This window comes from bacterium (genome assembly GCA_020444325.1).
In the GTDB taxonomy this organism is placed as follows: domain Bacteria; phylum Bacteroidota; class Ignavibacteria; order SZUA-365; family SZUA-365; genus BM516.
The window spans coordinates 267,445-289,985 of the sequence record JAHLLD010000003.1 but is presented as its reverse complement, the minus strand read 5'-3'; the positions used below and the strand labels follow the sequence as shown (position 1 = coordinate 289,985).

General features: G+C 55.9%; 19 protein-coding genes. 1 reads left to right on the top strand and 18 read right to left on the bottom strand.

The genetic code is table 11. The annotated features are described in order from the left end of the window. The gene (locus KQI65_05950; GenBank protein MCB2204275.1) at positions 1 to 639 is read left to right on the top strand and encodes a riboflavin synthase; all 639 of its coding nucleotides are present in this window, start codon (positions 1 to 3) and stop codon (positions 637 to 639) included. An 11-nt stretch (positions 640 to 650) separates the two neighbouring features. On the opposite strand, the gene KQI65_05945 is transcribed toward KQI65_05950, so the two are convergent. From KQI65_05945 to KQI65_05860, 18 genes are all read right to left on the bottom strand, one after another. Beyond that, entirely contained in the window at positions 651 to 1,688 is a 1,038-nt protein-coding gene (locus tag KQI65_05945) for a glycosyltransferase family 4 protein (protein ID MCB2204274.1), read from the bottom strand. 345 nt (positions 1,689 to 2,033) lie between these two features. Next, positions 2,034 to 2,801 (bottom strand): methyltransferase domain-containing protein, encoded by a 768-nt coding sequence (locus KQI65_05940; protein MCB2204273.1) that lies wholly within the window; start codon positions 2,799 to 2,801, stop codon positions 2,034 to 2,036. A gap of 183 nt (positions 2,802 to 2,984) precedes the next feature. Then, entirely contained in the window at positions 2,985 to 4,475 is a 1,491-nt protein-coding gene (locus tag KQI65_05935) for a T9SS type A sorting domain-containing protein (GenBank protein MCB2204272.1), read from the bottom strand. Between the two features lie 170 nt (positions 4,476 to 4,645). Continuing rightward, positions 4,646 to 6,019: a hypothetical protein gene (locus KQI65_05930; GenBank protein ID MCB2204271.1), complete on the bottom strand. Its 1,374-nt coding sequence runs from the start codon at positions 6,017 to 6,019 to the stop codon at positions 4,646 to 4,648. A 60-nt stretch (positions 6,020 to 6,079) separates the two neighbouring features. Further along, positions 6,080 to 6,844 carry a class I SAM-dependent methyltransferase gene (locus tag KQI65_05925; GenBank protein MCB2204270.1) on the bottom strand — a complete coding sequence of 255 codons (765 nt, stop codon included), beginning with the start codon at positions 6,842 to 6,844 and terminating at the stop codon, positions 6,080 to 6,082. A 22-nt stretch (positions 6,845 to 6,866) separates the two neighbouring features. Beyond that, positions 6,867 to 7,652 carry a hypothetical protein gene (locus KQI65_05920; protein ID MCB2204269.1) on the bottom strand — a complete coding sequence of 262 codons (786 nt, stop codon included), beginning with the start codon at positions 7,650 to 7,652 and terminating at the stop codon, positions 6,867 to 6,869. Between the two features lie 9 nt (positions 7,653 to 7,661). Next, positions 7,662 to 8,411 carry a hypothetical protein gene (locus KQI65_05915; GenBank protein ID MCB2204268.1) on the bottom strand — a complete coding sequence of 250 codons (750 nt, stop codon included), beginning with the start codon at positions 8,409 to 8,411 and terminating at the stop codon, positions 7,662 to 7,664. Positions 8,412 to 8,466: 55 nt separating this feature from the next. After that, positions 8,467 to 9,267, bottom strand: coding sequence for a PIG-L family deacetylase (locus tag KQI65_05910; GenBank protein MCB2204267.1), 801 nt, complete (start codon positions 9,265 to 9,267; stop codon positions 8,467 to 8,469). Beyond that, positions 9,264 to 9,800 carry a GNAT family N-acetyltransferase gene (locus tag KQI65_05905; GenBank protein ID MCB2204266.1) on the bottom strand — a complete coding sequence of 179 codons (537 nt, stop codon included), beginning with the start codon at positions 9,798 to 9,800 and terminating at the stop codon, positions 9,264 to 9,266. Before KQI65_05905 ends, KQI65_05910 begins: the two co-directional genes overlap by 4 nt. After that, on the bottom strand, positions 9,797 to 10,861 hold the full coding sequence (locus KQI65_05900) for a GNAT family N-acetyltransferase (protein MCB2204265.1): 1,065 nt from the start codon (positions 10,859 to 10,861) through the stop codon (positions 9,797 to 9,799). Before KQI65_05900 ends, KQI65_05905 begins: the two co-directional genes overlap by 4 nt. Further along, the gene (locus KQI65_05895; GenBank protein ID MCB2204264.1) at positions 10,858 to 11,184 is read right to left on the bottom strand and encodes an acyltransferase; all 327 of its coding nucleotides are present in this window, start codon (positions 11,182 to 11,184) and stop codon (positions 10,858 to 10,860) included. The genes KQI65_05900 and KQI65_05895 overlap by 4 nt, the downstream gene beginning before the upstream one ends. Before the next feature lie 242 nt (positions 11,185 to 11,426). Further along, positions 11,427 to 12,737, bottom strand: coding sequence for an oligosaccharide flippase family protein (locus KQI65_05890; GenBank protein ID MCB2204263.1), 1,311 nt, complete (start codon positions 12,735 to 12,737; stop codon positions 11,427 to 11,429). A 1-nt stretch (position 12,738) separates the two neighbouring features. Continuing rightward, a complete protein-coding gene (locus KQI65_05885) occupies positions 12,739 to 13,923 on the bottom strand; it encodes a glycosyltransferase (GenBank protein MCB2204262.1) in 1,185 nt (394 codons plus the stop codon). A gap of 6 nt (positions 13,924 to 13,929) precedes the next feature. Further along, complete coding sequence (locus tag KQI65_05880) at positions 13,930 to 15,039, bottom strand: glycosyltransferase family 4 protein (GenBank protein MCB2204261.1); 1,110 nt, start codon at positions 15,037 to 15,039, stop codon at positions 13,930 to 13,932. Positions 15,040 to 15,043: 4 nt separating this feature from the next. Next, positions 15,044 to 16,204 carry a PIG-L family deacetylase gene (locus KQI65_05875; GenBank protein MCB2204260.1) on the bottom strand — a complete coding sequence of 387 codons (1,161 nt, stop codon included), beginning with the start codon at positions 16,202 to 16,204 and terminating at the stop codon, positions 15,044 to 15,046. Positions 16,205 to 16,215: 11 nt separating this feature from the next. Continuing rightward, the gene (locus KQI65_05870; GenBank protein MCB2204259.1) at positions 16,216 to 17,214 is read right to left on the bottom strand and encodes a hypothetical protein; all 999 of its coding nucleotides are present in this window, start codon (positions 17,212 to 17,214) and stop codon (positions 16,216 to 16,218) included. After that, complete coding sequence (locus KQI65_05865; GenBank protein MCB2204258.1) at positions 17,211 to 20,663, bottom strand: CoA activase; 3,453 nt, start codon at positions 20,661 to 20,663, stop codon at positions 17,211 to 17,213. The genes KQI65_05870 and KQI65_05865 overlap by 4 nt, the downstream gene beginning before the upstream one ends. Further along, positions 20,663 to 22,423: an activator of (R)-2-hydroxyglutaryl-CoA dehydratase gene (locus KQI65_05860; GenBank protein MCB2204257.1), complete on the bottom strand. Its 1,761-nt coding sequence runs from the start codon at positions 22,421 to 22,423 to the stop codon at positions 20,663 to 20,665. The genes KQI65_05865 and KQI65_05860 overlap by 1 nt, the downstream gene beginning before the upstream one ends. Positions 22,424 to 22,541 lie beyond the last annotated feature (118 nt).

Sequence of the window (22,541 nt, the reverse complement as noted above, 5' to 3'; positions counted from 1 at the left end):
ATGTTTACCGGTATCATTGAAGAGCAGGGACGCCTCCTGACAGTGCTTCCGTTCGGCAAGGGCAGGAAACTGGAAATTGAGGCAAGCACAGCGCTTGAGGACTGCAGCATCGGGGACAGTATCGCCATCAACGGTGTCTGTCTGACGGTGGTCGCATTTTCCGGCCGCAGCTTCACTGTCGAAGCAGTTGAGGAAACCATGCTGAAGTCCACCCTCGGTGCATTACAGCGTGGCGCAGCCGTGAACCTCGAACGCGCACTCAGGGCGAATGGGAAGCTGGGCGGGCACTTCGTGCAGGGCCATGTGGATTTCACATCAGAAATTCTGGGCACGGAAAAGCGCGATGACAGCTGGATGGTAGAAGTCTCATTCCCTGAATCGGCCTCCGCGAACATCATTCCCGTCGGCAGCATCGCGGTCGATGGTGTCAGTCTGACCGTCGCTGAAAAGTTCGGTGGCAGTTTCCGCGTCTCCGTCATCCCGCATACCTTTGCGGAAACCCTGTTCCACACCTACACCCGCGGCACACGCGTCAACATCGAACTCGATATGATAGGGAAATACGTCCTGAACTACGTTCGCTCCAGCACCGGGGAGTCTGGTATCACCGAGGGCTTCCTCAAGAATCTCGGTTACTGATACAGCACCAGTTACCGCCAGCGGGCGATGGTACGGCGGATGAGCTGCTCGGTTTCGGTGGCAGCGTGCTCCCAGTCGAATTTCGCAGCCCAGGCCAGTGCGCGCTCACGGAACGCGTCACGCGTTTCTGTGGAGTCGAGAAACACCTTCATTTTGGCGATCAGGTCGTCAATATTGCCGAAATCGTAAAGCAGCCCGGTCTCTCCGTCGACGACGGAATCCCTGAGTCCCGGTACATTCGCGGCGACGACAGGAGCGCCACAGGCGTTGGCTTCGACGACGGTGAGTCCCCAGCCTTCCTTTGAAGACGTATTCACTACAAAGTTCATCTGCTGCAGAAGGGGAGCCTTGGCTTCCTCATCAATGAAACCGTGAAACGTGATACGTTCCCCGAGCTTCAGTTCCGTTGTGAGCGCCTCGAGCCTGGATTTGTCATCACCATCACCGATGATGTCGAGATGAAGATCCGGATAGTCGTCACGCAGCCTGTCCATCGCCCTGATCAGGTGATCGACCGACTTGTACTTCTTCAATCTTCCGAAATACCCAATCCGATTACGATGATAGGTATTACTTTCATCAAGATAGTATATCTGCTTGTTGACACAGTAGTTAACAACGGATACCTGATCCTTGGGAAAGCCCCATTCCAGGTATTCTTTCGATGTACTTGGAGAACCGATGATGAAATGCACCTTCCGATATACCGGTTTAATGAGTCGTTCCATCAGGTAGACATAGGCAGCCAGAGGGAACACGGTCTCAAGGAAAATACTCTTTCCAAAGAGGTGATGCGTTACGCCCTGGACGGGTTCACGGCAGAAAAGAGGCGTATAGAAGGGGATTTTGTTGACGTCATCGACCACCACATCATAATTCTCCCTGCGAAAACGACGAAAATAGGCCAGTGGAACGTGGAAATTGAAGAAAAATCGTCCCCCTTGACGAATAATCCGTATCCCGTTTCGTATTTCCTCGTGTTTTGCCCCTTTGAAATAGTGACAGTACAGCGTCACTTCATGTCCTCGCGCAGCCAACCTTTCAAACACTTCGTGCAGATGTACCTCAGCCCCACCTGCTAACGGATTTGTAAGGTCCTGCCAGTTAAATACCAGTATTTTTAGCTTGTTATCTGTCATTATCTCATGTTGATAATAGCATATAGAGATATAGCTTTACAATGGAAAGATTGAAGAATGGAAAGATGGAAACATACTTCGTGGATGTGATATTTCCATCGTTGACTCATTTCATTTTTCCATTCCGGATTCGTAGCCAGGGATTGCTTTCATGAAGTTGACAGGCTTCAGAGGACAGGGCAGGGAAAGCAATCCCTGCTCCGGCCAAGTTTGCAATCTGTAATCTGCAATTTGACATCTGCAATCTGAGGTATGTCATTTCTTCGCTATGACGCCGATGGAGAGCGAGGTGTTGAGTTTGAGCGGGGAACCGTCCATTCCTTTGCGGATTTTCTCACGAAGGCGCGAAACTGGCGGAATCATACGCGGATAGAGAGGGAGTTTGACGCCTATTTTGTAGAATGCCTCGCGGAAGGTCCGGTAAAAGAGGCTGGGATACATCCATTCACCGTAGGCGTCCACGGGCTGCATTCCGAGCTTTTTAAGCAGTTTACGAAGCTCCGAGACGGAAAATTCACGTTCCCAGCCCGCAAACCAGGAATTCAGGGCTATAAGGACGTGTTTGATGGCCGTGTAAATGTGCCAGCGCTGTGGTACGTCGACGACCAGGAGTCCGCCGGGTTTGAGGACACGGATATTTTCCTTCAGCAGATTTTCCGCGTCCGTTTCGCGGAAATGTTCCAGCAGTCCCTGATGAAACACCGCATCGAAAGAATTATCAGGAAACGGCAGCGCGAAAGCATCGCCGCCGACAGCCCCAATATTGTCCGTGTTCGGCAGATTGTTCCGGATGATCTTCAGGGAATTCATTGAATAATCGAGAAGGACGAGCGACGCGCCGTCCTGTGACATGTAAAAACTGTCACGACCTGTACCGGCGCCGACTTCAAGGATACGTTTGCCATCGAGATCCATATTGCGGGAAAGGTTGTGCCGTATGCGATCCGTATTCGCATAAACTTCCTTGGTATCGGATTTCTGATCCCAGAAATCGTCCCAGTTCTTTTTAGTGGATTCCTTCATAACGCTCTATATATGCTGTATTAACTTCCGATAATAAATATTATGTAAAGTAACATAATGTCTGCCTGTGCCCTGCTTTCAGAGACGTCCTGAGAGCGGCGATCGTTGCGCAGACTTTGTCCTTACACGGTTCATTCCCTCAAATTACATTCTTTTCGTATTGCGTCAAAGACGAAAAGCCAGTCAGTCCATCAGGATGAGTCTCTTGGTGTCCATCTGAAATTTATTTGTCTCGGTTGTGACCAGATACATTCCAGCCGGCAGCCATTCCGGAAGCGTGATATCGACAACGTGATTTGTTTGTCCGTGCCAGTTCCATCTGTGTTCAGCGCAGAGCCTGCCTCGCAAATCATGGATCCGCACCGTACCGAAATCCGACCCCGTTCCGTCCCTGCTGAAATCCACATGTAGTGTCCTTGATGTATTTCGCAGCATAAGTGGATTCGGATATATCTCGAAACCTGGTCCAATTTCGGCTGGAATTTCGAAGCGCTGTACGGTCACAACGTCGCGATCGAAACGCCAGATATGGGCACCGTCTTTGAGAAAAATGCGCGTTGCCGCAGGAGTGTGAAGTCGAGGTTCATTGAGATTCTTTTTCGGAGCTGGGAATCCATGCTGTTTGCGATTTCCCTGCATGTTGGCAATCCACACGGTGTCAGATGCGTCTGAGTTGTAAGGGCTTTTGCGAAAACAAAGCAGCCAACCGTCGATATAGGACATGTCCGTGACATAGTAACCCGGTGTTTCAGGAAAAACATCTTCTGACCGAATCCAACCCCAGTCGGCATAATGACGCTTTACGTCACGGGTAACGAGCGTCCTGCCTCCAAATGAAACGACTATTCCGGTATCGTTCACTCTCGCCACGTGCCCTGCACTTCCTGAGATGCGGCCAACGTACAGTGGATGATTGCTCGGGTATGGATGTTTGAGCATGATCCAGGTTTGACCGCCGTCAGCACTGTACGACGTGAATCCGACATGCTCACTGACTGTTTCGAAGCCGTATTCGATTTTATAGTAGTGAAGAGAATCGACACGGATCCAGAAGCGAGTTGGGAGAAACGATACCCGCCGATCCACGGTATCGATGGAAAAGACGGACCAGTTCTTACCCCGGTCGGTGGATAACCGCATAAGATCCAGTCGCACGCTATAGTCGCCGAGACTGTCCGGTGCGTGGATTGACAGAAAGTGAATCAGATTTCCGTTGTCGAGTGGCAGCAACTGCTCTGCAATCATCTTGTACCTGTCAGGAACAGAAAGAGGTCTTCGCTCCCAGCTGCTCCCCCCATCGGTCGTAATGAACAATAGACTATCTCGATCAGCATATGACCGCGCTATCGTGACGACACCAAAACTCGCGTTCGCGAAATCGCATGTTCGGACGGTGAAATGGTGGCGGACGCTGTCGTATCCGGCCATGTTAAGCGAATCACGCAACCAGGACTCTCCCCCATCCTGCGTGCGGTAGAACGAGCCATTCATCTCAAATACGAAGCCGTTGAGGGAATCCGCCCATTCGAAGGGACCAAGGTTAGGAATCGCAGGGGGCGTCGCAAGGTAGTCAGGACGAGGAAGATCGACTTCTGTCCATTGAGCTGAACTGGTCAGCGGAACACAGATTCCGATCGCGACGCAGACGATGGTGATTTTACAAAGTGGGTGCATATTCCCTCCAGCCCTTGTATGACTGTCAATCCGGCGGTCTGTACTTGTCTCAAAGACACCTGCTCTGGTGCATCGTTCCTTCGTTTAAAGCCGCGATGACCGGGAATTATACAGAAACTGCATAATTCAAGACAGCAGAATATGCAGAAACTGCATATTTTTTTCGGTTTTTACCAGTTGTCGTGGTTCTCGAGCGCGATTTCTTCTTCGCCGAGGTGTTTTTCGGGATTCATGTGGCGGCGTCTGAGCAGGATTTCCCTCAGGATGATCCAGCTCTGAGCGGCCAGCATGGAGAATTCTTCCTTCCGGCTGAGAACGGAAAGCGGACGATGTGCGGCACCGGTATGCGATGTGTAATGCCATGACATTGGCTGCAGCGTGCCTGCCTGAGATCCGATGGATCGGTCTGCAGCGCGGCGTTCAGTGTCGGAGCAATTGACTGTGAGCGTGCCCGCTTTGCTCCTGTGTACGGCCGTCAGATCGGATTGCAGCTCAATGACGTTGCGGCCGGTGGGACGCCAGTCGCGCGGGAGTTCTATCTCGATCATATGACCGGCAGGGACGGACTCGAGTACCAGAGTACTGCTGCTTGCTGCGAGAGTCGCAAGCTGGACATGCGTCACATCCTCATCCTTGATATTCAGCAGCCAGTTTCTTTCACCATGAGTAAGCAGAAAAACACCCTGCATGAGACGCAGACGGTCCATCATGCGTCCCACGGGTGCAACGAGGATATCCCCGCTCTGCAGGATGCGCTCAACGGACGCTGCAAAATCCGGGTTCAACTCCAGCGTCTCAGGATACGCGTATCGGTGCAGATACTGGTACAGCACAGTGAGACCGTGATTCTCGCGCAGACTGCGCAGCGCCTCTGGTGTTGCACAGTCCTTCAGTGCTCGCTTCGTCGCGCTGAACCAGTACTTTACATAAGGCCGGGATGGATCATAATACGGCATGGAGGGATTGGCGGACAACGTGTCAGTGGCACGCGTGCGCAGCAGTCGAATGTACTTCACATGCTCCCGGCAGAGGTCTCCCCAGAAATACGGACTGTCCTCAACCGCGCCGAGCGTGCGGTGATGGGACATCCGCTGCAACAGCATGCGAAACGGTTGCAGACGCGTCACCTGCTCTTCCCAGTACAGGTTGTCGGCATTCTTTGAATGACAGATGTAGGTTGAGGGATTCCCGTAGCGGTGGCGCATCAGATCCAGTGCCTGCGCCTGTACCTCCCTCCTGTTGTTTCCCGCGGATGCGCCGTGCAGACAGATTTCAAATCCCTTTGCAAACAGCGCATCACAGTACGCGGCGTATTCTTCGTCCTGCAGCGTAATACCGCGCAGCGTGGAATCTGGAAGTGGCGGCAGTCCGCAGCGCTCCGCAGGTGGAACAGCCCAGACGGTTTTCGTGGTCGGGAATCCGCGATCCGAGAGAAAGTTGTAGACGGAGCGGACCTGCTCCATGGTGGCCGCATCCGTATCGTCGGTGATGCAGAATCCGGACGCGTATGGCGCCGGAGGCCATATCAGGCACACGTCAGTCATTGCAGCAGGCTGCGGATATCATGGCACTGGTTTTCGTAGAGTCAGGGTTTACTGTTCGAGTCAGGATTTGCGGGCGCGTATCATGATGATGCCGGCGAGACGGCGCAGCGGGGTTTTCTCAAGGACGCGATCGGCGAGTTTGAATATGGGCAGGACCGTTTTGGGAAGCCGCTTGGTGGTGAACAGGAACTCTACCGCCTCGACGTTGACAAAGCCTGCATCCTCCACAAGCTGCACGGCGGTGCGCTTCGTGTAGAGATTGTCGTGCTCGTGTTTGTTGATGCCCGATATCGCCTTGATCAGAACATGCCAGGGAGACACGCGATTCGGAAAATCCACCACCAGTGTCCCCCCGCTTTTCATCGATCGGAAAATTTCCGCCATGGCGCGATCGGGATTGGGACAGAAACGAATGGTGGAAAAAGAATACACGCGGTCGAATTCCTCGTCCTTGAACTGCGGCATGTTTTCCGCATCGGCAACGACAAAGTCCACGTTGTCGATACCGTAGTGTCGAAAACGCTCTGCAGCGATTTCCACGCTTTTCGGAGATATGTCGGACGCGATGAGATGGTCGAATTTCCTGGCGAGCAGCGAAGTCATGTGACCGAAGCTGCAGCCGATTTCATGGACGCGGAGCCCTGGCTCCGGCGGCGACAGCTTCAGCGCCATCTCCACCTTGCGGTCGATGAAATAATGTGCGGCGGTGGACTCAGGGACGCGAACGCTCTTCCCTTTTTCCATCCATTGCGGGTTATCCTTCTCCTCCGCTTCCCCATCGTATTTGCCGACGATGAAGGATTTGACGTTTTCGTCTTCGCTCATGTGCTGCTCTTTCACGCGGGTGTTACCAGTGTTTCTTGCGGACGGGAATGATGTCCAGCGGCAGTGAAACCTGGTACTGCTCAGCTTCACTGTACTGCCAGTACTCCCCCGTGATGCGTCCCTCTCCAACGACCTCACAGTATGCGAGTCCCGTTTTGATCAAACCTTCATTCTCCGTGTAGGGATTCAGCACCTTCATGCCGTTGGGCGGAATGACATGCTTGTCCCGCGTCAACTGCTTCCCGCGATCGAGGTAAAAGGTGACGGAAACCGTGACGGCGCTGTCGGCGGCAGGATTGACCAGCACCAGGCGTGCATCAATATCGGGCGAAGAAACAAAGTGCTGGCAGAGCAGCGCTCGTGCGCCGTGCGCATCCGATGCCGGTATGGCCGTGTTGAACGCGGAACGTGTGGAGTCTCGATAGAACTGCCAGTACTGTGCCGAGACGCTTCCGCCGTCGCTGTATATACGTATGGTGCCCTTGAAGCTGCGGTCCCCGATATGCTCTGCGGGATTATAGTTTACCTTCCCGAAGATGGGCAGGAAATACGACTGCTGATCCACGAGTGCGCCGTCAAGATCGTAGCAGAGCACATTGACGACAGATCCCGTGCCCTCGTGATCCGTAATGACGAGATGCGTTTCGAATACTGCGGGGTCTGCTTCGAAGTAGTTGACGACCAGTTGATCCCCGACGCGCAGCTGCGGGGCGTGATCACCTTCAAACGCAAATTGCGCGCGCAGTGGAGAAACTGCGCACGCAATTGCAAAAGTCAGAAGGAATATGCCGCGGAGGGATGCCGCCATGGGGCGTCCTTACCGGATCTTCGTCACGCCTTCAAGCGGAAGTGCGACCTGGTATTTTTCGCGATCGGCCTGCTGCCAGTATTCGCCAGTGATCTTTCCGGCGCCGACGACAACGATGTATGCCGTTCCGGTCATCTGCACACCCTTGAGCGATTTGTACGGGTTGATAGCCACCACGCCGTTGGCGGGAATGACGCGCTTCTCGACACCGACCAGCCCGCCGTTATCACTGTAGAATTTCACATCCACGGTCACAGGACGCGCTGCCTCGGTGTTGCTGACGATGATCTGGCTGTTGACGGACTTGTCACTGACAAAGTGCTGACACACCAGCTTGTCATATCCCTTGCCGTCTGCTGCAGGCACCGCGATGTTCAGATACGCCTGATCGATATTGCGGTATTTTTCCCAGTACTGTCCGGCGATATTGCCACCGTCACTTTCGATGCGCACGGTACCGGTGAACTTGGGGTTCTGATTGTAGCCATGCTGATAGGCGTTCAGGTAGGTCAGAGGATTGTAGTTGATTTTCCCGAATGCGTTCAGCGTCTCATAACGCTCGTACACCAGTCGGCCTTCCTCGTTGTAGATGGTGATTTTCAGATTGGGACCGACGCCGTCGACGTCGCTGATCACCACATGCGTTTCGATGTTGTCAGGATCGGAGACGAACCTGTTGATCACAAGGTTCTGACCGATCTGGGCATCCACCTGCACTGTGCAAAAAACAAAGGCCGTGACTGCCAAGATGATGCTCATAAACGCTTTCGACGATTTCCGCATTGAAATTCCTCCTGGGAACGTATTCAGGGATCTACTGAAGCAATGTTGTTTCTACGAGGTCAAGATACGCATCTGCAGGCAATTCAAGAAATGCTTCGGCGTATCGCGTCTTCTTCTCACCAAATGTCATCGCACGGTATGCATTGAGTCCTTCAATGTGATGCGCGTAGTCGATGGCCTCCTGCTGGCTCGCGTAGCAGCGCATTGCCTTGCGCTTGATTTCGATGTGTTGCGTGATATCAGTAACGGCAGTTGCAGGAAGCGGACTCCAGACTTCGAATCCTCTGATAAGGGGGCGAACGCCGGACGGTGTCCGTAACGCCCGCAGTAACCAGATATTCAGCACCCGATGATCATGGTGATTATCGAATAACGAAGGAAGATACAAAACCTCGGGTTCTTTCTCAATCACGCACTGAAAAAGCGCTTCCGGGTATACGTCCTTTTCGAAGTCGCGGTTCCCGAGTTGCAAATGCTGATGCGAGGAAATCCCCTGTGCCTGCATGGCCGCTGCAAACTCTTCCGCCCGAAGGGAGATTTTCTCTGCGGTCGCCATTCCGGGGGCGTCGATGGATGCTGCATTGTCGGAAAAGAGCAGGACGTGAATGTCGTCTCCCCTCTCACGATGCAGCTGCAGGCTCCCACCCATGCCGAACGTTTCGTCATCGGCGTGCGGCGTGAGCACAAGGACCCGCTGCGGCGGTCCGTCGAAAACAAGCGGAACCGGGTACACCGTCACATTGCTGTTCCCGGCCAGCGCCGCGATCTGACGCACACGCAGACGCAGCCTGCGCCCCGTGAAATAGTCCATCAACTGACGAACCCCGATCATGCGTTCACTCCCGGTACGCTGCCCTCAAGCGAGACGCGGCCTAGGATGCGCCGCGATGTGATGCTGCCGTGGTATTCGAAGTCCGCATGCTCAATGCCACGCCGGGATGCCGTGTTCGCTTCATCGACATAAATCCAGAGATGCTGCACGCCCTCCTCTGCCAGCAGTCCACTTACACGCCTGAGCGCGGCAGTGTATATCCCCTTGCCACGATGTTCGGACATGGTGATGCAGTCATACGCAACGGCGTCCCCTTCCGGGATGTGCCACGTGTAGTTGAGCTCATCGATCTCAAGGGTACCTGAACAGATCCAGGCACTGAATACAATCGCGCCATTATCATGACCGAGCAGCGCGCGATCCCCACGCGCGAAACGTTCGCGGTACACACCGAGAAACTCCTGCAATGGATGCGCGTCCCATGGAAAATCATCCGCTCCGAGTATCGTATAGGATGGATTTCCCGTCAGCAGCACAACGGGAAAACAGCTTCGCCGGTAGAAGCGCAGGCTCTGACGGGAAAACAGCTTCATGCGCCTCCTCCCTGCACGATACCGGCGGCGCGGCGCAATCCTGTCGCCAGCCGATACCGCCGCGCACTTGTGCCTGTATGCAATACCCAGTGCTCGCTGCGTCGCTCTGCGGGATTGAATTCCCTCTTGTATGCTTCGTCACCGCGCAGAAAGTCGAAGCCGCGGTATCCGGAGCGCAGGGCGTGACGGATGCTCAGGTCGAGATTCATGCTTCCCGGACTCAGCCGTTTCCAATCCTCGTTCATTCCAGAAAGCACATACAGCATTTCACTGTCGTGGACGTAGCTGCACATGACATGAATGACGGCGCTTCGATGACGGAGGACCGTGAACAGGACATCACTGCCCGCCCTGGCGCAGACACTGTGAAAAAAATCCCGCGCCTGTGCGGCTTCAAACCATGATGCTGATCCGAAGCGGGCACGGTTCAGAGAGATGAGTGATTCGACGAGTGCTGGAGTTGGTGAGGAAACGGCTTCCCAGGTCAGGTCTGTTTCCGCTTCAAAGCGTCTGCGGGCGCGGGAAATCTCCCGTTGCATATGCGGTGCGCAGTGCTGCAGGAAAGAATCCTCATCGCGTCCTTCAAGAACGAGCCGCAGGTACGGATCACCATGCAGAATTTCATCGGGATGAATTCCCGCCGTCTTTGCTGAGGATTCAGGCAGGATGTCGTGCAGCTGAATCCACGTATCAGGCAGCTCGGCAGCGATCCAGGAGCGGACAACCTTCCACAGTTCCGCCACATCGCTTCGCGTCGTGACGAGATCGGTGTACTGCGCCAACCTGTCGGCGAGAAAAAGCACATAGCGCCAGACGGCGAATCCGGCCGTCCTGCGCTGCTGCAGAAACAGCGGCGCGACAGCCGCGATACCATGGCTGTCGTCAATCCGCAGCAGCAGAAGTTCCCGCCGCGCGTCATTTTCCACGAAGCACCGGTGCCAGCCATGATTCCAGGTGGGAGATTGAAAGAAGGTGTTGCGCAGCAGGCGATTGTTGTCATACGCGGACTGCCACCAGGAGAGGAGTTCGCGATCGCTGAAGTCCGTGCGTGCAACGGTCATCGTTCCTCCCTCCTGTCGCGGATCACACGTGCGGGAGTGCCCGCGACCACGGCGTATTCCGGGACGTCCTTCGTCACGGTGGCGTTTGCGGCGACGACGGCGTGATCGCCGATGTTTACGCCCTGGAGGATGACAGCATTGCTGCCTATCCAGACGTCACTGCCGATCTCGATCGGAACCTGCTTTCCTCCCTGCTCACGTATGCTGCGCTCTGCATTCCGGGTGACGTGATTGCCGTCGATGATGGTAACAAAGCCACCGATGAGCGTATCGTCACCGATGCGCACACTGCCGGATACGGTGCAGTGCTGGGAAATGAACACCCGGCTGCCGATATCCATCGTGTCGCCTGGATGTGTAATCAGCCAGCTGTCATGCAGAACCTCCGTACCGGCACCGATACGGCATGATGAGGATGCGTCGATCTGCAGTTGGACGCGGGGACCGAACGTGGCCGTTGAATCAATTCCGTGACCGCGGCTGCGCAAATCCCGCAATGCGAGAAACAGGTCGGCGCCCTGCATTTTGCGAAACAGCCAGGAAGCGATGCGCGCCATCAGCAATTTCATGACGCCGCCTCCGTGTTCGTCGCGCTTACGATTTCATGCCGATGCCTGTAGATGTACAGCATCGACACGGTGCCAGCGATGAACCAGACGAGGACGCTGCTGATCGCGGCCCCCATGGAACCGAGTGTGGTGATGAAATAGTAGTGGGAAGCCACAGTCAGCACGAGCTGCCCCAGCGCGATGTATGTCGCGATGCGCGCGCGGTTGAGACTGAGGATGAGTATGGTCAGTGGATTGCCGATGATCGTCCACGCATATCCGATGAATAGCACGGCGAACAGTGGCATCGACGCGGTGTAATTCGGGAAATACTGCGGCGTGATGAAATACATGGCGACGAGATACAGCAGACCAATCCCCGTGACGGGCAGACTCACACTGAAGGTCCGCCGTACGTACCGGCGCATTTCATCGAGCGTACGCAATTCCATGGCCTTCGGGAAAAACACGGTGGACACCGAACCCGCCAGAACCATAAGCGGGGTACAGAGTCTCGCCGCAGCGATGTACAGTCCTGCCTCCTCCGGCTGATGTGCCAGCAGCGGGGATATCATGAAAACGTCGAGTCGCATGAGGAACATTGTCGCGAAGGATGTAATCATCATCCATTTCCCGAATGCCCAGATTTCACGTCCGACATCTTTCCAGTTCACGCCATCCGCTGCCCCGTTACGGGATGAGACGAACCAGGCCGCCACAAAACCGACGATCAGCGGCGCGGCGGCGTAGGAGTAGTAGACGAGAAGCAGAGAGAATGCGCCGGCCAGGAGCCCTGCATAGATGGCTCCTGTTTTGATCACCGCTTCGCTGATGCGGACGATGGTGAAATGCACGAACTGCTGACGCGCCTGAAGCACGGCGAGGATAAACTCCATCATTCCCCCGCCGATGATGGCGATCGTCATGATACGCAGCGGTCCGCCGAGCTCGGGGGTTCGCAGCAGCGTGCTGCTGATGGTGTCAGCCAGGAAATACAGAAGGGCCGCGGTAAAGAGAATGATGATGGTCTTGGCGCGGATGGCAAAATGAAAATGCGCCTGTGCGCGGGAGGGATTTGTCCTGTTGTACAGCGCTGAGAAACGGATGAAGCTCTGATGCAGACCACTGTCGGTGAACTGGTTGACCGCAGCAAGGACGGTGATGAAGAGTCCGTACAGACGATATTCGTCCGGAGTAAGCTGATCCATCATCAACAGTGTAATCAGGAACGTCAGCGATTTCGCGAATACGTCACCACCAAACACCACGCCGGCGTCGCGGGCGCTATGCGGGAGCAGTTCACGAATGCTGTTGATGAGTCGACGCATATCAGGCTGCCGCCTCGTGCCGGTAGAGGAATGCGATCAACTGGGAAACGCGCTGCTCCCAGGTATTCGCGGCGGCGAAACGATGCCGCACCAAACGCAGGTGGTCATCGTCCTCCTGCAGTGCGCGCCGAATGCCCGAGAAATAGTCTTCCCTGTTTGCGGCGAGATAGCAGTATGCATCGTAATGCCGCAGCTCCGCCGTTTGTGTAGCGACGACGGGCAGTCCGGCCGAGGCATACTCGTACAGCTTGAGCGGGTTTACCACGCGGGTGATATCATTGTCGCGGAACGGAATGAGTGCGACATCGAAAGAACGCAGATGCTGCGGAAGCGCATCATGGGAAACGAAACCATGCAGGGTCACATGAGGAAGGGCTGTGCAGCGGTCGGCAAACGGTTTGTCTACCGGACCGATAACGGAAATTTTGCAGTCGGGAAATCGCTTCATGGTCTCGATGACGAGATCCGCGTCAAACCACTTTCCATTGGTGGCGCCGATGTACCCGATGTGCTTGGGGTCACCATTCCGGAAACGAACAGGCTCGTCGTCGATGGCGGCGATGAAATCACGTGAAACCGCATTGGGCAGGAAAAACGCGGAGGTATCCGGGAAGCGTTCGCTGATGTCCGTTTCCATTTCGCGCGCACTGTAGGTAATGAGATCAGCTTCAGCGGCAAGTGCGGATTCGCTTGCCCGAAGACGTTCGAGCGTACTTCGGCTGCGACTCTGCACTTCAAGCGCGTCGCAGATATCGTAGATGAGCAGGCGGGGATTCAGGAAGTCCCTGTCAATGAAGTTTCCCCACCACAGCGGCATCATGACCATGACGATGCTGGCTGACAGATCGAGGTCGCGGAAACGGCGACGGAACCAGCGGCGGAACACGGTCCGATCGATACCTGGCGTCAGGCTGTTGCGAAACCCCGTCGGCAGCGTCGGTGGTGTATGGATATGCAGATTGGGAATGCCGTTGCTGCGTTCAAATCCACTGTCTCTCGCGAGAGGTTCGAACATGCGGTTTTTCAGTGCATGCGTACGACCTGCAAGGGACGGCGCGATCTCGATGAAGTCCACCCGGTGCCCAAGCCTTGCGCATTCCGTCGCCAGTCCCTGCTCACGCTGCGGCAGACTGCTGAAACTGGTCAGCCCGAAGAAAATGAAATGATATGTGGATTCGTTCTGCATGTGTTATCAGTGCTCCGTCTTTACTCCCCCTCCTGTCATGCGTTCCGAGCTCCGATTCCGTGCGTTCATTGCGGCGGAATATGACGCTGCGAGCAACTCGGCAATATCCTTCCATGTGTGCTCAGAAACAAACATACGGGCGGCTTCGGCACGACGCAGAAAGGCGTCCGCCAACGGTGATTGCAGACTTTCCGCGAGAGTCTTTTCGAGTCCTTCCGGGCTTCTCATGACGGTCATGAGCGCATCGACGTCAGGGATGGAAGCTGCGTACATTTTCCTGATGTCCGTCAGTGCAGGGACCAGCACGGGGAGTCCACTCTGCATCGCTTCAAACATCCCGAGAAAGCCCGCTGCTATGACGAAGCGCGCATGCGCGAAGAGCCGCTCCGGATCTTCCACGCGCCCATGAAATGTGATACGGAAATGCGGACTCCGTAGCGATTCGAGGGCGTGACGCTGTCGTCCTTCCCCTGCGATTTCGAGATGCACGGCAATGCCCTGCGTTGCAGCGGTCCGCGAAAGCGCCCGTGCTGTTTCGAGAATACCCGTATCCTCTTCGAGACGGCCGGCATAGACGAATACCGGATCGGGTGAAGGACTCCGGGACTGCACGCTCCGCACCGGGGCACCCAGGTACACGACATCCACCGGATGGCGGTAGATTTTTCTTACGTATTCCCCTACGGCGAAGCGCAGGTGACAGAGTCTTGCGGTGATGCCGCGCATCATCCTGTGCCGCAACTTTACCGGCCAGTGTTCAAAACCGTGAAAGGTGATCGCGTAGAGTGGACGCCGCAGCACAAAGCGCAGAGGGATAAACCAGTGGAAGAACGGTGTGTAGTCGTGGAAATGCAGCACATCCGCTGCGGCGAGCATGTCGCGATGTTTCCACATCCATTGCCAGTAGAACACACGTGTCAAAGGTCGCAGCAGATGAACCCGGAAGCGCAGTACACGAAACGGCAGCGCATCATCGTTATAATCACCGCGGGATGTTTCGGTAATCACCGTCACATCGTCACCCTGCCGGCTCTGTGCCTCGGCTGTCCGCAAGACGCTCCATTCAACGCCGCCGGGCGAAGGAAGAAAATGGTTGACGATGTGGATGATGCGCATCGGATCAGCGGAGTCTGACCTGCTGGAAAAACTCGTACCGCGGCGGTTTGCCCTCGGTGGGAGTATAGCCGTAATCCTTGACAAACACGCCGTCCATCAGCTTGTCGTTCGGATTCCAGGGCTTGTCGTAGTCGTTGCCGGCCCGGTAGATGTAACTGATATGCCTGAAGGCATCAAACTTGCGTTTTCTCAATACTCCACCATCCGCATCGAGATCGAGGTAATGCGTGATATGATCGCTGTAATTGTATTCGGGAAAACCGGTAAAGAGCTGAAGGATGAACTCGTTTCCAGCCCTGCGTGCGGCATCAGCAACGAGATCATGCACAGTCACGTGGAAGTAATTCCCGTATTCGCCGCCTGAGCCGTGGGTAATGATGATGTCCGGCTTCTCCCTGCGAAGCAGGTCGAGGATACTGCGCGCCATGGCGCGGCGCATCACCGTCCCGGGACCAAAGCTTTTCTTGAAATCGAGTCCGGGATACTCCCCGATCTGTACGCAGGTCTGGCCATCGAGTTCATAGCGCACTGGCAGGATGCGGATGTCGACACCAAGTGATTTTCCGTACCGGCGTGCAACGCGCGGTTTTTCGATTCCTTTGAGATCCGTCGCCACACGGATGCTCCCATCCGGCATGATCCCGGCACAGTTGTATCCGTCGAGTCCCTCGGTTTCGTTCTCATCGAAACCGGCAGAGCCATCGGCGCCGTTGGAGAGCAGAAAAACATCACCGCCCTTTCCCTGCGCGGCTGCCGCGGCCAGGAGTCCCCCGGCGAGCAGCACTTCGTCGTCAGGATGCGCAAAAATACCAATCACCTTTTTCGCGCGTCGAAGCACATCCGACATCGGGGAAAATCGCTCGGCAAGTACCGACGGTGTGCGCAGGTAACCGGTATGATCGTCGTCATCGAATACGGTGAGCGTGTAGTCGATCTTCACCTTATCGCCCGCATCCCCGTACATGAAATCACGCACATACACCGCGCCATGATCCACGCCGGGCCATTCGTCAAAGTCCCAGGTGCCATGATCCACGCCTGCTGGAATGTCGTATCCCTCCCGATACCTGGAAGGATCCAGTCCTGGTGGCGTATCCTGTGAGAATGCGGGAAACGCGGGTTGAAGCAGAAAACAGAGTGCGATGAGAACAGTGGTATGTTTCATGACTGCGGGGATTAGTACAGCAGAATGCTTTTCAAATATGAGCGCCCTGAAATGCGCACATGCACAATATATGCACCGGGCGGAAGCAGAGTTCCATCGTCTCCCCTGCTGTCCCATCGGTAGAAGTGCACACCATCAGATTGCGTGAAATATACGATTTTTCGACGCATGCGTCCCGCGAGATCGAGTATCGTAAAGCAGACACGCATTCCTGCGGCTGCGCGAACCTGCAGTGTCAGGTATGCCTCGCTCTTGCGCATGTATGGGGAAGGAAAAACGGACAGCGCCGCATCGGCGAATGTTCGTGCGTCGGCGTCAAGCTGATGTCCGGTGTCTGTGAGCAAGGCTGAGGCGATGGACCGGTGTCCCTCTTTCGAAGGATGCACACCATCAAAACCGAGCAGTGTTTCAGGATTCATGAATGCGTCGTTGAGGGAAACATATCCGGCCTGTTCTGCTGCAGCCACATCCATCATCACCTGCTCATACTTTTGCTGCAGCTGACGGGCGCCCCCGTACGGAGCGAAATATGCAGAATCTGCATAATGATAAAAGCGATGTTCGAGCATCGGCGGCATGCCGAGAAGCAGGACACGGCAGCCACTTCCCTGCAGCTTTCGCACGACGAGACGCAGCTGTTCCCTGAACTGCTGAAGGGGTACACGTACCGCCGGTGGATCTCCCCAGATAAACATGTCGTTGCTTCCAAAGGCGAGGATGCAGCAGTCCGGCGCAAGCGGAAGTACTTCGTGCTCAACGCGGCGGAGCGCATCGCCCGTGGTCTCTCCCCCGTGCGCGACGCGCGAGAGCATCACCTGCCGTCCCTGTGTTCGCAGCATCGAATCGAGCAGCGCTGGCCAGGCGGCAGACGGATTGCGCTCGGCGTCGATCCATCCTTCCGCAATGGAATCACCGAAACAGCAGAGCCGCTGCTGTGCGAGGGCCCCGGCGGTCAGAAGGAAAACAAACACGCAGAAGCCGCCGATGAGGGACTGAATCCGCATGGTCAATGAGAATGTCGTCCGGGAAGATCGATGGGTACAGGAGCGTCCACCGTGCCTGAGAAATGCGGCTGCTGTTGCTGTTCGTGCAGTGCCTTGAGCAGTTTTGCCTCGTATTCACGAAGCTTGGCATCGACGGCGGATTCCATCATCGCACGGGTATCCAGGGTTTCGCGATACCGGCGCAGGAAATAGGCGATAGTTTCCACGCGAATTCTGATACTGCCGGTGGGACGGTTCTCGTCGATGTCTTTGAAGCTGAAATACGGTGTGTTTGAGCACTCGACGATTTCCTGCACGATGGCGTAGATCGGACCGTCGTGGCCGCACTTGAAACTTGATAGTTCAAGGGCCACCAGATTCGGATGGCGCGCGACGTATTTTGCTGCCCACACCTTACGATTGGTATTCTCACTGTACGAATTCTTCCACACGTCGGAGATTTCCATCGGATGTGCAATGCTGCCTTCGCGCAGATCCGGGCCGAATACGCGCTGCAACGACTTCTCATCCGTTGGCAGACTGTCCTGCGTGAACACGGGGTAGCCCAGCTTCTGGAACTCGGCGAGAATCCCGTGGTTGACACCTTCGTCGTTGTGGTAGGGACGCGCGAGCAGGACGATGCCGAGGCGCCGCTCCTCTTCGAGTTCACGCAGGGTCACCGCAGCGCGTTCACGAAGCGCGGTGTGGAATTGCTGCAACGCGGCGTATCCCTTCGCGAGCGCCTCCGCATGCTCTTCGAGGCCGATACCGAAACGCACATGCATTTCTTCGAAGAGCTGCCTCGATGCGAGGGCTGGATCCGCAAGGTTGATGAAGGGGTGTACGTAAGGAATGTTGAGCTGGGCGAAGACGTTGCCTTCCTTCGTGTACGCGGCTTCGACGGATTCCACGCTGCCGACAATGGTGGGACATGCTTTCGCAGCCTGTGTGCCGACAAGATCCGTGGGCATATCATCGATCATCGGGAAGAATATGCAGTCGAGCGCTTTCTCCGCATGTTTGCGATACAGCAGATTGTGCACATGTGCCAGCGCCAGCTTGCTTGGGAAGCAGGGATCGATACTGCCCCGCTTGCTGCCTTCACGGTACAGTGTATCGGTGGTGGACTCTGAAAACACGAGGTTTTCGAAACGGAAGCCCAGCGTCTGTAAATACGCAGTGAGCAGCGGTGCATGCGCATAGTGATTCAAGGCGCGCGGGATTCCAATACGGAGTTCCCCGCGTGTACGCCGCTGACCCTGCCATTGCAGCGCATGCTGTGCACGCTCTTCGTGCGTCTCGGTGAAGGGACGGAAAACTTCACGTCCTGCAATCTCGGCGTAGTTCGGATACTGTTTTCTCACACGGGCGAGGTCTTTCGCGATATCCCGCATTTCCGAAACCTCTTCGACACAGCCTTTCTCGCAGGTTGCAATGATCAGGCGGCGGGTATCGTCCGTGGCAGCTTCACCTGCGGAAGTCTCGACGTCGATGAACGTGCGCAGACAGCGGTTTTTGCAGAAGCTGCAGCGTGTGCTCTCATCCCGGCGTGAGACAAAGCGGATATGTTCTGCGGACTCGAGTCCAATGAATGTCGTCTCCCGGCCGTTGCCGTGCAGACGCGCCGCCTCGACAGCTGCCCCGATCGCTCCTGCCTCCCCGGTGTGCTCGTGCACATGAATGCGTGGTTTGAGGTCTCGAAACTTGTTCTCGATGAAGTCCACCTGCGCTTTCACCGCCGCCAGATTGCGCTGCGTTCCGCCTTGAAGGACGAAGGTACTGCCGAGCATCTCCAGGTTGCTGATTTGTGAGACATACAGCCAGATATTCTTTGGCAGCACGCGGGCGAGGCCCGCCATGATTTCCGCTGCATTCCAGCCCTGTCGCTGAAAATCGACGATATCCGATTGCAGAAACACCGCGCAGCCATAGCCGAACTCCGGCACCTGCTTTGCCTCGAAGGCGATATCCGCATACTGTTCGACGCTGTATCCGAATCCTTCAGCCGTACTCTGCAGGAAATACCCGTTGCCGGCAGAACATTGCGTATTAAGCTTGAAGTCGACCACTCTATTCTGGTGCAACAGAATGAGTTTGATGTCCTGACCTCCGACGTCGCATATCACGTCCACACTTTCATAAAAGCGCTGCGCGGCCTGCGTGTGGGCGACGGTTTCCACCAGCGCTACATCGGCGCCAATCGTGTCACGCAGTACATCCTTCGCATAGCCCGTGGTGCCCGCTCCAAGGATGCGCAGTTCAGCGCCCTGATCACGAACCTGCGCGTGCAGGTCCGCGATGATACGCCTGGTATCGTCGATGGGATTGCCGTCAGAGAGGCGGTAGGATTTGAACGCGACATTGAGATCGCGGTCGATCAAAACACCTTTCGTTGAGGTGGAACCTCCGTCGATGCCAAGATATGCCTCGAACGTTGTTCCAGGCTGGAGCCTGCGGGGAGTAAACACAGGGACGCTGTAGCGACGGCGGAATTCCTCCAACTCGGAGGCACTTTCCACCAATCCCTTTCCGACTTTGCTTTTCCTCTGTGCGCTGCGTCCATGCTCGATGTAATCGATGAGTCCGTCAAGCCCCCGGAAGCGCTCGCTCACTTCATTCCGCTCTGCATAGACGACGCAGCCGAGCGCCGCGAAATATTGCGCGTTCTCCGGCACATAAATGCGCTGCTCGTTGCTTCGCCCATCATCGAGACGCAGACCGCGCTCCTGCCAGATCAGAGGGATATTGTGCCGCCAGCATTCGACCATTCCGCGGATATAGGTGTTGGGTCCTCCGAGCAGAAGGACTTCAGGACGCAGCGTGTTGCCGCGGGTAAGCACGGAGAGGTTCTGCTGGATGATGGACTCAAACAGCGACGCCATGAGTTCGTCCGGTGGGACGCCCTGTTTCTGCAGGCTGTTGATATCGGTTTCGGCGAACACACCGCATTTCCCTGCAACCTGGTGCAGTCGAACGCCGTCGTAGCCGAGCTGTGCCAGACGCTCGGATGGGATGCGAAGCTTGGCATTGATCTTATCGATGATGGCCCCGGTTCCACCGGCGCACTTGTCATTCATCGATGTGAATTTCTTGCTCCTCCCTGTCACCGGATCACGCTGGAAAATGAGAATCTTCGCATCCTGTCCCCCGAGCTCTACCGCAGATCCTGCGGAGGGATGCCGGTGCTCCACAGCGAGAGCAACGGCGTTGACTTCCTGCACGAATCTCGCGCCTATGGTCGGCGCGATATTCTTGCCGCCGGAACCGGTGACGAGCAGCTGACAGGCCTCCGGGGAGGCACCGAGATGCGACAGAATACGGCGCAGGAAATCCAGTACAGTTTCCGCCTGCCTGGTTTCATGCCTGCGGTAGTCTTTCCATAGAATTTCCTCATCCCCTCTTCGCTGTACCACGGCCTTGACTGTCGTGCTGCCGACATCGAGTCCGATGATGTACCGCGGCTGTTGTCCCTTCATCACATCTCTCCCCGTTTCGCTACATGAAGCGCGAGCCGTGCGGCGGTACCAGCCTTTCCACCCGGAAGTTTAAGGAAGGCATGTCCATGCTTCGGTTCGGACGCAGCTGCCCGCAGCTGTTCTTCGGTGAGGCCGCATTCCTCCAGCGTGGAGGCGAACTCCTCTCTGGCCCGCTCCCTCGCGTCGTTCAGCGTCATCTGCACCCTGCTCTGCGCGTTGATTTCACCTTCACCGGAGGTCTCCACGGGGAGATAAATGATGTCGTCGAAATGTGCGACGACGGCGGTCTGTACGCCGTCTGACTGGGTGCTGGGAAGGCAGCCGAATGGCTTGAGCGAAAGCACCATGTGGCTGAGTTTTTCCCGCGCGTAATAAATATTCTTGGCCACCTCCAGGTGTCCTTCCCCACCTTCGATACGGGAATGGTAATACGGATGGGCAATATGCTGCAGATGTTCCTGGTCCTGCATGTCCTGCGGTACATCATCGAAACGTGCGCGCAGCTTTCGATAGGCGCGCGCATAGAGATGCTCTGAAAGGGTCAGCAGCAGCCAACCGCGCAGATACCGTCGGCGTGAGGACAAGCGCGCACGAAGTCGGCGCCATCCTGTAAGGTCATCCGGTATGTCGAGACAGCGGCGATCACGACGTGATTGTTTCTCCTGGTGCAGCAGGTACATCAGCCACGGTGTGATGGGTTCGATCATGACCTCCGCTCCCTCCTTCTCGAGGAAATCGAACATGCGGAAGTTGCCGTCTCCCTCCGTGGTCTGCGCCCAGAATTCTCCGGTGATTTTTACGACGGGACACACGCGGCTGCGGTCGACCTTCACTTTCGCGTAGATTTCGCGGCATTCGTCCATCAGCGTCGGGAGTTCCCTGCCGAACAGCTGGCGCATGAATTTCACGATATTCTCCGCGCCCCGGTGGTGTCGGCGCAGCCATCCCACCCGCTGCAAATATGCAGAAAGTGCATAAACCGGCATACGTTCAATCGCCCCGGCGACGTGCTCCATACACTCTTCCAGCGCACGATTGGTGCTGCCTGCCTCGATCTCGTATGGCCGCAGCTTATAGGCCATGTCATTGAGAAGGTCGGCAATCATGAAGGCATTGATGATACCGAGTGTAAAATCCAGGTTCATCTCGAGTCCGGCATCGGAAACGGACTGATCGAGCCCGCCTTCCTGCTGCAGGATGAGCACGCGGAAGCCTTCAAAGCCGGCGTTGCGCAGGGCCAGGCGGTACTCCGCTTCGTACATGCCGAAGCGACAGGGTCCGCATGCACCCGCGGTAAAGAATACGTAGTGATCGATGATGTGTTTGCGCGACATCCCCTGCGCTTCGAGCTGCTGCAGGTAAAGGATGAGATTGCCAACGGTGAAATAGGTGGGATTGCAGAGACCGTTGTTGCTGAATTCCTTCCCGGTTTCGAATGCGCGGGTATCCGGTGCCTCCAGGTATTCCGCCCGATAGCCGAGTCGATGCAGGTTTGCCTGGATGAGCCGTTCATGCTTCCAGGTCAGGCCGCCGAAAAGGACGGTGGTGTGCTCACGCTGCGTGCGGGTGAACGCATGTTCGGCAGGACGATGCCAGTGTCCGTTGCGTGGGACCAGGCTGAATTCCTTTTCCAGCCTTGTGCGCTCCCGCGCCAGAACTTCTTCCAGCGTCAGACGGCCATCACGCAACGCCTCGAGGAGTTCGGGATCAATCCCGTCCCCGCGTGCTTCCGCCCCGGTATTATGTACCGTATCGTGCAATCGTCTTTTCCTTGCTTGCCATTGCCGCATTTCTGCATTGATGATGCATGTGACTACGCACATCCATCAGACAATTCAAAAACACGTTCATATGAATACAGAAAATACGGATTTCTGC

Excerpts from the sequence above, each read along its gene's own strand:
- KQI65_05950 (MCB2204275.1), top strand. The coding sequence starts at position 1 with ATGTTTACCGGTATCATTGAAGAGCAGGGACGCCTCCTGACAGTGCTT.
- KQI65_05940 (MCB2204273.1), bottom strand. The coding sequence starts at position 2,801 with ATGAAGGAATCCACTAAAAAGAACTGGGACGATTTCTGGGATCAGAAA.
- KQI65_05935 (MCB2204272.1), bottom strand. The coding sequence starts at position 4,475 with ATGCACCCACTTTGTAAAATCACCATCGTCTGCGTCGCGATCGGAATC.
- KQI65_05930 (MCB2204271.1), bottom strand. The coding sequence starts at position 6,019 with ATGACTGACGTGTGCCTGATATGGCCTCCGGCGCCATACGCGTCCGGA.
- KQI65_05925 (MCB2204270.1), bottom strand. The coding sequence starts at position 6,844 with ATGAGCGAAGACGAAAACGTCAAATCCTTCATCGTCGGCAAATACGAT.
- KQI65_05920 (MCB2204269.1), bottom strand. The coding sequence starts at position 7,652 with ATGGCGGCATCCCTCCGCGGCATATTCCTTCTGACTTTTGCAATTGCG.
- KQI65_05915 (MCB2204268.1), bottom strand. The coding sequence starts at position 8,411 with ATGAGCATCATCTTGGCAGTCACGGCCTTTGTTTTTTGCACAGTGCAG.
- KQI65_05910 (MCB2204267.1), bottom strand. The coding sequence starts at position 9,267 with ATGATCGGGGTTCGTCAGTTGATGGACTATTTCACGGGGCGCAGGCTG.
- KQI65_05905 (MCB2204266.1), bottom strand. The coding sequence starts at position 9,800 with ATGAAGCTGTTTTCCCGTCAGAGCCTGCGCTTCTACCGGCGAAGCTGT.
- KQI65_05900 (MCB2204265.1), bottom strand. The coding sequence starts at position 10,861 with ATGACCGTTGCACGCACGGACTTCAGCGATCGCGAACTCCTCTCCTGG.
- KQI65_05890 (MCB2204263.1), bottom strand. The coding sequence starts at position 12,737 with ATGCGTCGACTCATCAACAGCATTCGTGAACTGCTCCCGCATAGCGCC.
- KQI65_05885 (MCB2204262.1), bottom strand. The coding sequence starts at position 13,923 with ATGCAGAACGAATCCACATATCATTTCATTTTCTTCGGGCTGACCAGT.
- KQI65_05880 (MCB2204261.1), bottom strand. The coding sequence starts at position 15,039 with ATGCGCATCATCCACATCGTCAACCATTTTCTTCCTTCGCCCGGCGGC.
- KQI65_05875 (MCB2204260.1), bottom strand. The coding sequence starts at position 16,204 with ATGAAACATACCACTGTTCTCATCGCACTCTGTTTTCTGCTTCAACCC.
- KQI65_05865 (MCB2204258.1), bottom strand. The coding sequence starts at position 20,663 with ATGAAGGGACAACAGCCGCGGTACATCATCGGACTCGATGTCGGCAGC.